The organism is Gelidibacter sp. (genome assembly GCF_053579655.1).
In genome coordinates this window covers 20370-34141 of the sequence record NZ_JBMDWE010000010.1, presented here as the reverse complement: position 1 = coordinate 34141, position 13772 = coordinate 20370, and the positions used below count along the sequence as shown (strand labels likewise).

Genomic DNA, 13772 nt, shown 5'->3' with positions numbered 1-13772 from the left:
CAACATAGTCTCCCAATTGATATGTGAAACATATAACACTTCACGTATTGGTTATAATAGATTATTCCTTTAAAAATTGGAATTTTAGATATTGCTCTTACTAAAGACGATAGGCTCACAACTAGCGTAAATCATCTAAAATTAGAAAGATGAAAGATCTGGAATTTAAAAAATTAAAGGTTTTTGGCATTTTAGACATTAATGACTATGCGCCGAATAGTGTTGTCATGAAAAACATTATAAAAAAAGCTTCGGGAAACGTAAATGTAATTTCTATTGATAAAGGAGAACAGCTCACAGAAAAACTTTCACGTTTCGATCATTTTATTCAAATCGTTGAGGGGAAAGCTGAAATCCTAGTGGATGACAAAACCTACAATCTAAATTCAGGCCAATGTATTATCATTCCGGCAAATTCAAAAAACACAATCAAAGCCAACGAGAAGTTCAAAATGATCTCAACGATCATCAAAAGCGGCTACGAATAATAAACATGCCATTGAAAAGGAAAATGTATGGAATTGAAATCAAATAATTCAGTAATAGTAGCCCATCCAGACGATGAAACCTTATGGTGTGGTGGGCAAATTTTGATGCATCCACACGATAACTGGTTCGTGGGGAGTTTATGTAGAAAAAATGATCCAGACCGCGCTCCAAAATTTAAAAAAGTACTTGCAACTTATCAGGCCACTGGTAAAATGGGCGATTTGGACGACGGCCCTGAACAATTGCCTTTAGATCAGAAAGAGGTGGAAGCTGCAATATTAGACATTCTTCCAGAAAAAAAATACAATCTCGTCTTCACGCACAGTCCTTTCGGCGAATACACTAAACATTTACGGCATGAAGAAGTGGGCAGATCCGTCATCAGCTTATGGAATCAAAAAAAAATAGCCATCGATACCCTTTGTCTATTTGCTTATGAAGATGGAAACAAAGCCTACTATCCGCGTGCCATAGAAGATGCTGACGTTTGCCAAAAACTTCCACTAAAGATATGGAACGAGAAATATAGGATCATCAAGGACATCTATGGATTTGAGAAATCAGGATTTGAGGCTAAAACGACGCCCAAAAAAGAAGCGTTTTGGCAATTTAAAAAAGCTGAGGATGCTCAAAAATGGCTAGAAAAGAATATATCTAAAAAAAACCAAACACAATATATGATATGAAAGTACTTGTTCTTTATGACTACCCGCCTTCTCCCGGTGGACTCGCAACACAGGGCGACATGCTTTACAGAGGTTTGCTTGAATTAGGAGTAGACGCTCATGCCGTTCATTTTGAATCCGCACAAGAAAAAGAATGGTATTACCGCTGGTTTGAACCCGATGTTGTAGTTGGGGTCGGTTATTGGGGGCATACCCCTCATCTTGTGCTTCATCCGCAACGTTATGGAATTTTGGCGGTGCCTTGGTTGGTGGCAGATGGCTATATCGCAAATTATCAGGAAGTTTTAAATGAACTGCCACTCATTTTAGTGACCTCTAATTGGGTAAAGGAAATGTATGTACGTGATGGCATAAGAGCCGATACCATAGAAGTGCTTCCGGTGGGCATAGACACCTCGGCTTTTATGCCTTTTGATAAAAAAGATCCTAAAATTGTAGCTGTTCGCGAGGCTTTGGGTATTTCGCCCGACCAGGTAATGATTTTAACGGTAGGAGGCGACGCAGCATCTAAAGGTGCACAAGAAGTGATGCAGGCGCTCGCCATTATCGATACCAAAGCTCCCGATTGGAAATACATTTGTAAAGTATGGCCACAACCTCGTACGATAGTACAGAACATGATCGACCTTAAAATGGCTGAATCGCTTGGGCTTGAAAAGAATATTACTTATGCTACCAATACTGTTTCTCGAAACTTCATGCCTTATTTAATAGGAGCCTGTGATATTTATGCGGCGCCTTCACGTTTGGAAGGCTTTGGAATGCCACAGGTTGAAGCTGGAGCATGTGGCAAGCCTGTAATAGGTATAAAAGCCATGGGTATGTTAGATACGCTCATCCATGGGAAGACTGCTTTTTTGGCAGAAATTGCTAGAAAAATCGTCGTAAATGAAGTCGTTTTAGGTGAAGAGTCTGGTTTTGGTAAAGATCGAAAAATTGCCTTCGACATTCCAAGGACGGTTGATTATCGCGCCAATACTCAGGATATCGCCACTTATATGCTCAGACTCATGGAAGATGAGAAATTGAGAGTTAAAATGGGAGCTGCAGGAAGAGAACGCGCCGTAGAGCACTTTGACTATAAAGTTGTTACCAGAAAATTCTTGAAGATTTTACAGGATCGTTTAGGAATTGAATAGTTTCATAATGAATAGTGATAAAAGACTAAAGGACATAGGACTTATTTTTTTGAAAACATTCCTTTAAATAATGTATTCATCTTACGTCCTATCCAACACAATCGTAAGTTTAGATTGGATTTTTGAACAACAAAACATTAATATTCTTTAAAATGAATACCGAGAATAAAAAACTGATCGCATCTGCAAAAAAAGCCGCCATTGAGGTTCTTTTGCACAATTCTCATGGCACTGTGGCTAATTTACCCAGAACTGCAGGATGGGGATATCCAGAACCTTACACCAGAGACCTTTTAATTTCTGTACTCGGAATAGCCGCTAGTGGTAATACCGAACTGATGCAGAGTGTAAAAAATGTCATGTTGACCTTAGCGGAAAATCAAGCAGAAAACGGCCAAATCCCTTCTCTTGTAAATGACAGGAATAACAAAGGCTCCAGCGATACCACACCACTTTTTCTGATGGCTGCAGGAATTATGAGAACACTGCTTGATGATCCTCATTTCTTAGAAGATGCCGTGGAAAAAGCAGTGGTTTGGATGGAATACCAATGTCCTACCAACTATTACTTAATAGCGCAACAACCGACGAGCGATTGGCGGGATGAACAATGGGTATTGGGTTTTGGACTTTTCGTGAACACGGTAACTTATTCAGGTTTAAAACTTTTGAAGAAGTATAAGGATGCTAAAAACCTAGGAGATGCAATCCAACAACTGACATACGCTTCGGATGCATCACGCAGCTGCCCACACGAAGGCCTTGCTATTTTTGATCAGCCATATTTCGCATTGTGGTCATACAAAATATATAGTAGCAATCGATTTGACTTACTGGGAAACAGTATTGCTATTCTATCTGGTTTAGCGTCTCCCAGCAAAGCAAAGGATATGGTAAAATGGATCGAAAATGAATGTAACTCCATGGATCGAAACAAGGACTTAGTGGTTGATGTCACACCTAATTTTTTTCCATTTATACTGCCCAAAGATCCCGATTGGTTACCTCGATATCATGATTTCAATAAACCAGGAGATTATCACAACGGCGGCATATGGCCATTTATCAGTGGGTTTTACATTGCAGCTTTAGTTGCTGCTGAAGAATTTGATCTGGCCGAGAAAAAACTTTTAGCATTGACATACCTCATCAAAAAAGGGATAAATAAAGATCTGGAATTTTGCTTTAACGAATGGTACAAATCCCAAACGGGAGATCCTATGGGACAAGATTGGCAAACTTGGAGTGCTTCAAATTATCTGTATGCTGCAACTTGTGTTCAGGAACGACGCACGCCGTTTTTTGATGAAATACGTTAAAACAAATGATTTTTGGATCAACCATCACCATAAAAACATACCGCTTTGACAACTAACAAATTACGACATTAAAACGGACAGACTTATTTAATATTTCCGCTTAAAAATAATCTGTGAATTATGTAACTATAAGTCGGTTCTTTTCAACTTATATTTTGGCATAATAGGTAACTTCTTATCTTTTAATGAGTTTTTTTTTAAATCGCACCACATATGATCACGTCGGCAAAATACTTAATATTAAATTCCTTTTGAACATGAAAATTGCTTTTGTAGCCACATATCCGCCAAGACAATGTGGCATTGGTACTTTTACACATAGTCTCGCTCATGCCATGAAGGATTTTGGCGATGGCACAAACGAATTCATCATTGTAGCAATGACTGATAATGTTGAGACTTATGCATTTCCCCCAGAAGTAAAATTGACGATACACCAAGAGCATCAAACGGACTATTTAGCAGCGGCTGATTTTATTAATCAAAGTGGTGCCGAAGTTTGTATTATTCAACATGAATTTGGGATTTATGGTGGACAAAGTGGCGTCTATATTTTGCCGCTTTTGCATCGGTTACATGTTCCTTTGATTTCATCTTTGCATACCATTCTTGAAACGCCTTCATACATCGAAAAAGCGATTTTAAAACAGGTTTGTAAAATGTCTGATAAATTGGTGGTCATGAGCTATAAGGCGATCCAGTTTCTTAAAGATATTTATGAAATTCCACCCGAAAAAATCGTTCGCATTGAACATGGCGTTCCTGATATTCACTTTAACAAAGAGAAATGCAGAACCGAATTTAAACTAAACGATAAAAAATTTCTTTTTACATTCGGTTTCGTTGGACGCAATAAAGGCATTGAAACTGTCATCAAAGCATTGCCGAAAATTATTGAAAAACACCCAGAAGCCATTTATATCGTTTTAGGTAAAACGCACCCCAATGTCATTAGAGACGAAGGCGAAGAATACAGAAACTATCTACAGTTGCTGATAAAAACACTCAAACTTAGCAATCATGTACTCTTGCTTAATCAATTTGTAGAAGAAAAAGAACTCTTCAAATATTTAGCCGCATGTGATATTTACATTACACCTTATATCAAAGAAGCACAGATAACAAGCGGCACCCTAACTTACGCGATGGGTTCTGGTTGCGCCGTAGTTTCTACTCCGTATTGGCACGCGGCAGAATTGCTTACAGAAAACAAAGGCCGACTTTTTGATTTTAAAGATCAGGATGGATTGGTAAAAATCTTGAATGAATTACTTGACAAACCGGAGATGATGAAGGCTATTCAACAAAAAGCTGCGGCTTATGGTAAGAACATCATCTGGCCAAAAATTGGGGAACGCTATTTACAACTTGCCGAACGATTAATATCTGACCCCGCAAAACCTGAACCGAAAAAGGAAACCGACATCGACCTTTTATTGCTGCCAGCATTTTCGTTATCACATCTTAAACGACTTACAGATGATACTGGCATTATTCAGCATGCCAAATTTGGAATTCCAAATTTAAAGGAAGGTTATTGTTTGGACGATAATGCCCGAGCCCTTCTCATGGTCTGCATGGCCTACAAGCAGAAAAAAAACGAACTTGCTTTAGAATTGATGCCTGTTTACTTGAGCTATATCCACTTTATGCAAAATGCGGATGGCACTTTTCGGAATTTTTTGAGTTTTAATCGGAATTTCCTCGATGAAGTAGGCTCTGAAGATTCTTTTGGAAGAACCATCTGGGTATTGGGTTATCTTATGGGCAATGCCCCCAACGATGCCTATTACCAAGCAGCACGACTGGTTTTTTTCAATGCGGCTCCTAATTTTGTTAATATAAAATCTATTAGAGGTATTGCCAACGCAGTCATTGGCCTTTGCTATTATCTCCAAACAAACCGAGCTGACGATGATATAAAGCTCTCTTTAATAAAGTTGACGGATATTCTTATGGTCAATTTCGAACAAAACCAATCAGAAAATTGGAATTGGTTTGAATCGCTCTTAGCCTATGATAACGGCATTTTACCACTCGCTTTGCTTCATGCATCACAAATATTAGAAAATAAAAAGATCAAAGAAATTGCTTTCGAATCCATGCGTTTTCTTACATCACACACACTCAAAGACGGCTATCTTTCTGTGATTGGGAACAAAGAATGGTTTGTAAAGGACAAAGAGCGATCCATATATGCCCAACAACCAATTGATGCTATGGCGATGGTGCTCATGTACCATCAAGCTTATATTATAACGCAGCAGGCACCATATTTGGAAAAACTGTTCACATCGTTTATGTGGTTTCTTGGTGAAAATGATTTGCGGATGAGTCTTTACGATTTCGAAACCAAAGGCTGTTGTGATGGTTTTGAAGACTATGGTGTTAACCGAAATCAAGGTGCCGAGAGTTTATTAGCCTATCTCATTTCGCATCTTACCGTATTACAGGCTTATGACGAATCCTATCATCTATAGTGAATAAAAAAATCCCAGATATACGAAATATGTCGGATTTTGTAAAATCACTTATTACAACTATTATTACGTTCTAGTTTATCAGCGCTTCAAATAATTCAGACATATCCACCACTGCATAAGTAGTTGAATAATCGGAAACCGCATAAGGTAGAATAAGCTGGTTATTGTGAATCACGGAGCCACATGAATAAACGACATTCGGGACGTACCCTTCACGTTCATTTTCTAAAGGCATAAGCAATGGTTCTTCGAGTCGACCAATTTCTTTGGTAGGATCTCCTAAATCGAATAATGCAGCGCCTATGCAATAGCGACGCATCGGCCCAACACCGTGGGTAATTATTAACCAACCTTTTTCAGTCCAAATGGGAGAGCCACAATTTCCGATTTTAGAAAATTCCCAAGGATACTTAGGCTCCTGAAGAAGAATAGGTTCGGTCCAAAGCGTATTGCGATCAGAAAACATGATATAGTTATTGACGCCGTCTATCCGCGAAAGCATCGCATATTTACCATTTATCTTTTTGGGGAAAAGTGCTAAGTTTTTCCCCAAGGCACCTTTTCCATGAAAAGGCATAATACGGAAGGTACAAAAATCATCGGTAGACAGAAATTTAGGCAAGATGACGTGACCATTGTAAGCAGTATAGGTAGCGTAAAACTTAACTGAACCATCATCATCCACAAAACGAACAAAACGTGCATCTTCTATCCCATTGCTTTCTGATGCTGAAATGGGATAAATGACGCGTTCACTAATGTCCGTATCCTGTTGAAACTCGATATCGTAATAAGAATCTATCAACCACTTAATTTCTTCAAAAGCAAGTCTTTTACCAGTACTGATATTTACATCATTTAAAATTTTAATTACCGCGTTTTTTAAAGTATAATACTCAAAATGCTCATCGAGATTTTCTGCAATTAATTTTGAATACTTGGCAGGGATTTCCATCTCATCCATTTTCTCCATAAATCGTCCCTTGTGATATAATTTTTTATGAGAGATTTCTGCAATATCCATTGACTTACCAATGCTCATTAAATGAAGATCGTTGTTTTTATCGAGGATGCCTCTCCTAAATACAATGGATGAAATATGCCCTTCACCCGTGGCCCTAAATGAAAGTATAACACGTAGTTCTCCCTCTTCCAAATAGGTTTGATCAATGTCAGGAATAATAGAAGGATTAAAAAAAGCAGTCGATTCAATAGCATACTCCATGGTCAGATAGGAACCTATAAGGAGTTTACGGTCATCTGATATCCCTTTAATAGGGATTGACATTTGCTCAATAATAGACACTATCTTACAAAAATGCTTGTTGTATAGCTTTGTGATATTTCGATGTCGATAGGCAAATTCACGCAGTGTTTGGTCTAAAGCTGTTTGTACTTCATCTTCGGTCAACGCAAAGACCAAATTCAGCATATCTTTTGTAGCCTCATCTCCGTTCATGAAATAACGTGCTACTACCCTGCTGGAATCAGGAAGAAAATTTACTTTTTTTCGTGTTACAGGAACCCTCATTTTAAAAAAATTTGAATCTCTAAGTTACGAAAAAGTCAGGTAGAATATTCTTTTATTAAGACAATATTGGCATTGTAAATTCTATTATTTATTAGAATAAATAGTATGTAAATGCCTTAATACAAGAATATATGACAATGAAATTATAGAGGAGATTAATTAGAAAATATAGAGAAAACTGATGAGACTCAATTTGATTAATCAGACTGATTTACGTATATATTTTCAGATAATAAACTTAAAAAACTCAGAATTTCCATGATCTAAACAGAAGTATCTTAAAACGATCTTTTAACAAGTAGATGTGGAATGGCATTTTAAAAACCATTCCACAGATTCTACTTTTAAATTATTCGAAAAGGATTACGCTCAGCAATAGTACTATTTTTTAAGCAACGCTATGTATTCAGGGTGCATGAGGTTGTCTGGACTTAGAATACGATCCAGTTCTTCTTCAGATAGTAACTTTTTTTCCAGAACAAGTTCACGAATTGTTTTTCCAGTTTTCATGGCCTCTTTCCCTAAGGTATCACACATATGATGCCCAATAAAAGGACTCAAAAATGTGATCAGCCCTACCGAGTTGTACACCATTTCTTTAGCGTGATTTTCGTTTGCGGTGATTCCCGAAATACATTTCTCAGCCAGTGAAACAAGGGCGTTGGAAAGCAATTCAATCGATTCAAAAATACACTGTGCAATAACAGGTTCCATAACGTTTAATTGCAATTGTCCTGCTTCAGATGCAAACGAAATCGTAACGTCATTACCAATAATTTTAAAGCAAACTTGATTGACCACCTCAGGGATCACCGGATTGACCTTAGCTGGCATAATAGAAGAACCGGCCTGCATTTCCGGAAGGTTTATTTCATTGAACCCACAACGAGGGCCTGAGGACAACAGTCGTAAGTCATTGCATATTTTAGAAAGCTTGGTAGCCGTTCTTTTTAAAGCTCCAGATATCATTACATAATCTCCACAATCAGAGGTAGCTTCGATTAAATCTTCTGCCTCAACAAAACTCGCCTTCGTGAATTTTTGCAGATAGCCGATTGAAAGTTCCGTAAAACCATTTGGGGCGTTGACGCGTGTACCAATTGCTGTCCCTCCAAGGTTAACTGGCAGGATTAAGTCTCTGCACATTTTCAGGATTTTGGTTTCCTCTTTTAAATTGGTGGACCAAGCATAGAATTCATCGCCAAGCGACATTGGCACGGCATCCTGAAGTTGCGTTCTCCCCATTTTTAGCACCTTTTTAAACTCAGATCCTTTGACGTCCAAAGCCGTGGTAAGAATATTAATTTTTTCAAGAAGATGATTCATGTAATAATAGATCGCTACCCTAAAAGCAGTTGGATAGGCATCATTGGTAGATTGTGATTTGTTTACATGATCATTGGGATGTAAGATATCATAACTCCCTTTTTCATGGCCATTCATGACGAGAGCCACATTGGCAATCACTTCATTGGCATTCATATTGACCGAGGTTCCTGCACCTCCCTGAAACACATCCGATGGGAAATATTCTGAATATCGTTCTAAGTTATTTAAAATTTCATCACAAGCATTGATGATCATATCAGCTCTTTCTGCTGAAACCGTCCCAATATCTTTATTGGCAAATGCACAGGCCTTTTTAGTAATAATTAAGCCTTTTATAAATAAAGGATAATCCCGGATTTTGGAATTTGAGATCTTAAAATTATTAATGGCTCGCTGCGTGTGAATTCCATAATAGACGTCATTGTCTATTTCCAATTCTCCAAGTAAGTCTTCTTCCTTCCTTGTTTTTACAATATTATGTTTTATCATTTATATAATATAGATTTTACTTTAGCACATCAAAAAAACACAACTTGCCATAAAACAGCAAGCTCAACATTAGATTAAAAAAATTAAAATTATGATTTTAAACACATTAGAAGAAAGACTATAAGTACTCTTGTTATGTAGAAAACCAAAGGAATCGATAAAATTAATGAATTAAGTTTAATCCATTATGCTCAATTTAAAGAGAAATTGAATGCACAAGAAAAATTAAATTTCTGTTCGTTTTTATTATGAAAAAAAGTGAATTCACAGGTTTTAGGGTCTTAATTCTTCTAAATCGATAAAGGAAATTGAATTGTGAATTAGCTTTTAAGTTGGAAGGATTTTCTTCTGGATCTTTAACAGTGGTCGAAGTATATAATTATCCATTTTTTCAATCAATGTTTTCCGATTAGAGTTGAGTTGATCTATGAATAGTGATATAAAAAGGTCTTTCACTGTTTTCGATCCTCAATCTCCTTCATTTCGAGGTTTTTTTGAAAACTATTGCTAAAACATCATAACCTACTTCTATTTATAATTTCACAGCCCTTATTTTCAGTTAATTACATGTTTAGTCTTTGTTCTTGGTTCTATCAGCGAAGCGGCGGTTACTGAGCTTGTCGAAGTGTCTTAATTCTTTTCCGGACAATAGTGTTTCTGAATATAAAAACATGAAATCATAAATTTCTATAAAAGTTCTTTCCATAACTTTTATTTTCAGAGTCATGTCCAACAGGAAATCCTTAAGTAAATAGCGGTTTCTCGTCTATTTTCGCTCAATAAAAACCTATCCACAAAATACTCTTTACCACACTATTTAGCAGAGAGAATTAACTCTATATAATTTTTTAGTTGTAATGTAATCACTAACTTTACTTTGTAAGGAAGCGCTGAACCCTTATCTACACAATCAACAGAAATGTTTTCTATAAGTAAATCTACTTAAATAGATTAAAAGTATAATTAACGGCATTGTAAATGACACCAAATACAGTTGTGTAACATTAGTCACTCAAATTTTAAAACAAATCATGTAATTTTGAAAAATAAAACAAAAAGATGAAATATAAAATAATCATAATTATGGCACTATTCGGCTCGATTTTAGGCGTAACGGCGCAACAAAATAAGGCGTACAAGATTTTAGATGTTCAGAACTTTAAAGACTCTATATCTAATAAAGAAGTACAATTAATCGACGTTAGAACACCCGATGAGTACAACTCTGGTCATATTAAAGATGCGAAAAACATAGATTTCTATTCTGCGGAATTCACAGAAGAATTTAATAAATTGGACAAACAAAAACCCGTTTATATTTATTGCAGAAGCGGAAGCAGAAGCAAACAAAGTGCAGTAAAACTATCCGCCATGGGATTTAAAGAAATATACGATTTAAAAGGAGGCTTCTTGAATTACAACTAAGCTCATGAAAACTTCAATATTAGTACAAAATCTAAAATGTGGCGGGTGTGCGAGTACCATATCGTCCAAAATTTCGACTATTGAAAACATCCGTAATCTCCACATAGATGTAGAAGAAAAAAAGGTATCTTTCAATTATTTGAATGATGCCGATATTTTAATTGTGAAAGAAAAATTAAAGCATCTCGGGTATCCTTCCATAGAAGACAACAATTCTTTGATATCAAAAGCAAATCCTTTGTAAGCTGCGCCACTGGTAAAATCACAAAATAACCTAAGCAAGATGAAAAATGCATTTTTAGTTTTAGTTGTATTGTTTTCTTTTTTCAGCTGTAATCAGGATAAAAAAACCGATTATATTTCAATAGAAAAAAAAGTTGAAATACGCGCCACTCCCGAGAAAACTCCTAAAATAACAACGATTGACACTTTATCTTATGCAGATCGTGGCTTACAATATGCACTAAATACTCAAGCTGTTTTAGGGAAAAACTTGATGCAGGCCATTCAGGAAAATGGAACCTTAGGCGCTTTATCATTTTGTAATGAAAAAGCTTATCCTTTGACGGATAGTATGGCGGTGGTGTATAATGGAAATATAAAACGTGTTTCAGACAAACCTAGAAACCAAAGCAATCAAGCTAATTTGCAAGAGTTGGAATATATAGAAACTTTTAAACAAATTATTGCAAATAAAGAGTCACCCAACCCAATTGTAAAGGACTCAGACACGAAGATTGATACCTATTATCCTATTCTTACAAATGCCATGTGCTTGCAATGCCATGGCCAACCAAATAAGAGCATCGAACCATCTACGCTGAGACAACTTACCCTATTATACCCAAATGATAAAGCCATTGGATATAATGTGAATCAAGTTAGGGGGATTTGGAGCGTGACTTTTGATAAATAAATCCAATATGAGTAAATTTTCAGAAATAATCAATCAAGAAACACCCGTTTTAGTCGACTTCTTTGCTGAATGGTGTGGGCCATGCAAAATGCTGGCTCCGGTTTTAAAAGAGGTCAAAGAAAGCTTAGGAGATGACATATCCATTATAAAAATTGACGTCGATAAAAACCAAGCCTTAGCCGCTAAATATCAAGTCAGAGGAGTGCCTACCATGTTATTGTTTAAAAACGGAAAACAGGTTTGGAGACAATCTGGCCTGCTTAAAAAAGAGGACATTATTAATATCATAAAGACTACCAATTAATGGATTTATCAGAGTCTTTTTGGGACAATCATTATAAAAACGAAGACACAGGTTGGGATTTGGGCGTAATCTCGCCACCTCTTAAATCCTATTTTGATCAATTGACCAATAAGGACTTGAGAATTCTAATTCCGGGAGGCGGCAATTCGTATGAAGCCGAATATCTGCACAATAATGGATTCAAAAATGTGTATGTTGTTGACCTCTCTAATACAGCGCTAAACAATATTAAAATTCGCGTACCGTCATTTCCTGCGGCACATTTAATTCACAAGAATTTTTTCGATTTGGAAATGTCATTTGACCTTATCATTGAACAAACTTTCTTTTGTGCCATAGACCCAAAACTAAGACCGGCTTACACCGCAAAATCCTCTCAATTACTCAATAAAGAAGGAGAAATAGTGGGCTTGCTTCTTGATGACACATTCAGCAATGACAAACCACCATTTGGAGGATGCAAAACAGAATATGTAGGCTATTTTGAACCCTATTTTAATATTTACAAGATGGAACTTGCTTATAATTCACATCCAAAAAGAGATGGAAGAGAATTGTTTTTAAAAGCTCAAAAGAAGAAATAAGCCTTTCTAATTTAAGATGATTGAGGTTTTGAAATCATCCATTAGAAAACTCCAATCCTCGTTTTCAATGGCCTTATTTAGGCTTTATGATATTTAATTATTTTTTTCAAAAAGTTGGAATAAATTTAGACCAAAAGACTCTTAAAAAATTGTATTCAACTCTCATTAATTGAAGTTTTAATTTATAAAAGTTAGTTTACAGTTATTCCCTCAAAATAAACGCATTCTAAAGTAATGTCAAAGTGATATTGATCTTCTTTAATGAGGACTTTGGGTTCGCATAATAAAATAGGGTAATTTGTAAGGTCTAATATTGCCGAAATATATTTCTACTTTCTTTTTGAGAAGAACAAATAGAAATCTCGGATAAGTTTCAAAAATCAATTTTATAGAATAATATGAACACAAAACAACATTGGGAAACCGTTTATGAAAATAAAACTCCCGACCAAGTCAGTTGGACGCAAGAAAAACCAGAAGTTTCTTTGGAATTGATACGAGCGGCTAATTTACCCAAAACGGCCAAAATAATTGACATAGGCGGTGGCGACAGCAAACTCGTCGATTTTTTACTTGAAGAAGGCTATGAAAATATTTCCGTGCTGGACATTTCTGCCAAGGCCCTTGAAAGAGCCAAAAAACGTTTGGGTAAAAGAGCTAATGATGTCAAATGGATTGTATGTAATATAATCGCTTTTCAGCCTACTGAAACTTATGATTTATGGCACGATCGTGCAGCTTTTCATTTTTTGACCACCAAAGAAGATATTCAGAAATATAGGTCCATTGTTAATGAATTTGTTACCGATAGATTGATCATTGGCACCTTTTCAAAGCAAGGCCCTACCAAATGCAGCGGATTGGAAATTTCCCAATATGATGAGATAGGATTGGCAAAAGTTTATGAAAACCACTTTGAAAAAGTAACATGCCTTACAACAGATCATGTGACGCCTTTTGAAACCATACAGAACTTTCAATTCTGCAGTTTTAAAAAGCTGAAATAAAAAAAATATTTTAACTTAAACGGTTACAGCAAATTTTGGCAACCTTTTTTAAACTTATAAAAACTAGAAAC

General features: G+C 36.2%; 13 protein-coding genes. 11 read left to right on the top strand and 2 right to left on the bottom strand.

Annotated features, from left to right (window positions below):
* The first annotated feature begins 149 nt into the window (after window positions 1-149).
* From ACOH2D_RS07025 to ACOH2D_RS07005, 5 genes are all read left to right on the top strand, one after another.
* Window positions 150-488 (top strand): cupin domain-containing protein, encoded by a 339-nt coding sequence (locus tag ACOH2D_RS07025; protein ID WP_348038728.1) that lies wholly within the window; start codon window positions 150-152, stop codon window positions 486-488.
* Between the two features lie 27 nt (window positions 489-515).
* Window positions 516-1175 (top strand): PIG-L deacetylase family protein, encoded by a 660-nt coding sequence (locus tag ACOH2D_RS07020; RefSeq protein ID WP_449534820.1) that lies wholly within the window; start codon window positions 516-518, stop codon window positions 1173-1175.
* A complete protein-coding gene (locus ACOH2D_RS07015; RefSeq protein ID WP_348038724.1) occupies window positions 1172-2314 on the top strand; it encodes a glycosyltransferase family 4 protein in 1143 nt (380 codons plus the stop codon). Before ACOH2D_RS07020 ends, ACOH2D_RS07015 begins: the two co-directional genes overlap by 4 nt.
* A gap of 152 nt (window positions 2315-2466) precedes the next feature.
* Entirely contained in the window at window positions 2467-3633 is a 1167-nt protein-coding gene (locus tag ACOH2D_RS07010) for a glycoside hydrolase 100 family protein (RefSeq protein WP_449534819.1), read from the top strand.
* Between the two features lie 257 nt (window positions 3634-3890).
* A complete protein-coding gene (locus ACOH2D_RS07005) occupies window positions 3891-6113 on the top strand; it encodes a glycosyltransferase family 4 protein (RefSeq protein WP_348038720.1) in 2223 nt (740 codons plus the stop codon).
* A 73-nt stretch (window positions 6114-6186) separates the two neighbouring features.
* Here ACOH2D_RS07005 and ACOH2D_RS07000 read toward each other — a convergent pair whose 3' ends face one another.
* On the bottom strand, window positions 6187-7647 hold the full coding sequence (locus tag ACOH2D_RS07000) for a glycoside hydrolase family 130 protein (RefSeq protein ID WP_449534818.1): 1461 nt from the start codon (window positions 7645-7647) through the stop codon (window positions 6187-6189).
* A gap of 381 nt (window positions 7648-8028) precedes the next feature.
* On the bottom strand, window positions 8029-9465 hold the full coding sequence (aspA, locus tag ACOH2D_RS06995) for an aspartate ammonia-lyase (protein ID WP_449534817.1): 1437 nt from the start codon (window positions 9463-9465) through the stop codon (window positions 8029-8031).
* A 1083-nt stretch (window positions 9466-10548) separates the two neighbouring features.
* On the opposite strand from aspA, the gene ACOH2D_RS06990 reads away from it, so the two are divergent.
* The 6 genes from ACOH2D_RS06990 (at window position 10549) to ACOH2D_RS06965 (ending at window position 13701) form a co-directional block, all read left to right on the top strand.
* On the top strand, window positions 10549-10890 hold the full coding sequence (locus ACOH2D_RS06990) for a rhodanese-like domain-containing protein (RefSeq protein WP_348038716.1): 342 nt from the start codon (window positions 10549-10551) through the stop codon (window positions 10888-10890).
* Between the two features lie 4 nt (window positions 10891-10894).
* Window positions 10895-11134, top strand: a complete 240-nt coding sequence (locus ACOH2D_RS06985; protein WP_449534816.1) for a heavy-metal-associated domain-containing protein — start codon at window positions 10895-10897, stop codon at window positions 11132-11134.
* 39 nt (window positions 11135-11173) lie between these two features.
* Window positions 11174-11806: a Tll0287-like domain-containing protein gene (locus tag ACOH2D_RS06980; RefSeq protein ID WP_449534815.1), complete on the top strand. Its 633-nt coding sequence runs from the start codon at window positions 11174-11176 to the stop codon at window positions 11804-11806.
* A gap of 7 nt (window positions 11807-11813) precedes the next feature.
* Window positions 11814-12110 (top strand): thioredoxin, encoded by a 297-nt coding sequence (trxA, locus tag ACOH2D_RS06975; protein ID WP_348038708.1) that lies wholly within the window; start codon window positions 11814-11816, stop codon window positions 12108-12110.
* Window positions 12110-12694: a methyltransferase domain-containing protein gene (locus tag ACOH2D_RS06970; protein ID WP_449534814.1), complete on the top strand. Its 585-nt coding sequence runs from the start codon at window positions 12110-12112 to the stop codon at window positions 12692-12694. Before trxA ends, ACOH2D_RS06970 begins: the two co-directional genes overlap by 1 nt.
* Before the next feature lie 398 nt (window positions 12695-13092).
* The gene (locus ACOH2D_RS06965; protein WP_348038704.1) at window positions 13093-13701 is read left to right on the top strand and encodes a class I SAM-dependent methyltransferase; all 609 of its coding nucleotides are present in this window, start codon (window positions 13093-13095) and stop codon (window positions 13699-13701) included.
* Window positions 13702-13772 lie beyond the last annotated feature (71 nt).

What these genes read in the sequence shown, in the direction of transcription:
- ACOH2D_RS06965 (WP_348038704.1), top strand. Translation starts at nt 13,093, where the DNA reads ATGAACACAAAACAACATTGGGAAACCGTTTATGAAAATAAAACTCCC.
- ACOH2D_RS07025 (WP_348038728.1), top strand. Translation starts at nt 150, where the DNA reads ATGAAAGATCTGGAATTTAAAAAATTAAAGGTTTTTGGCATTTTAGAC.
- aspA (WP_449534817.1), bottom strand. Translation starts at nt 9,465, where the DNA reads ATGATAAAACATAATATTGTAAAAACAAGGAAGGAAGAAGACTTACTT.
- ACOH2D_RS07000 (WP_449534818.1), bottom strand. Translation starts at nt 7,647, where the DNA reads ATGAGGGTTCCTGTAACACGAAAAAAAGTAAATTTTCTTCCTGATTCC.
- ACOH2D_RS06980 (WP_449534815.1), top strand. Translation starts at nt 11,174, where the DNA reads ATGAAAAATGCATTTTTAGTTTTAGTTGTATTGTTTTCTTTTTTCAGC.
- ACOH2D_RS07020 (WP_449534820.1), top strand. Translation starts at nt 516, where the DNA reads ATGGAATTGAAATCAAATAATTCAGTAATAGTAGCCCATCCAGACGAT.
- ACOH2D_RS07010 (WP_449534819.1), top strand. Translation starts at nt 2,467, where the DNA reads ATGAATACCGAGAATAAAAAACTGATCGCATCTGCAAAAAAAGCCGCC.
- ACOH2D_RS07015 (WP_348038724.1), top strand. Translation starts at nt 1,172, where the DNA reads ATGAAAGTACTTGTTCTTTATGACTACCCGCCTTCTCCCGGTGGACTC.
- ACOH2D_RS06990 (WP_348038716.1), top strand. Translation starts at nt 10,549, where the DNA reads ATGGCACTATTCGGCTCGATTTTAGGCGTAACGGCGCAACAAAATAAG.
- trxA (WP_348038708.1), top strand. Translation starts at nt 11,814, where the DNA reads ATGAGTAAATTTTCAGAAATAATCAATCAAGAAACACCCGTTTTAGTC.
- ACOH2D_RS06970 (WP_449534814.1), top strand. Translation starts at nt 12,110, where the DNA reads ATGGATTTATCAGAGTCTTTTTGGGACAATCATTATAAAAACGAAGAC.
- ACOH2D_RS07005 (WP_348038720.1), top strand. Translation starts at nt 3,891, where the DNA reads ATGAAAATTGCTTTTGTAGCCACATATCCGCCAAGACAATGTGGCATT.
- ACOH2D_RS06985 (WP_449534816.1), top strand. Translation starts at nt 10,895, where the DNA reads ATGAAAACTTCAATATTAGTACAAAATCTAAAATGTGGCGGGTGTGCG.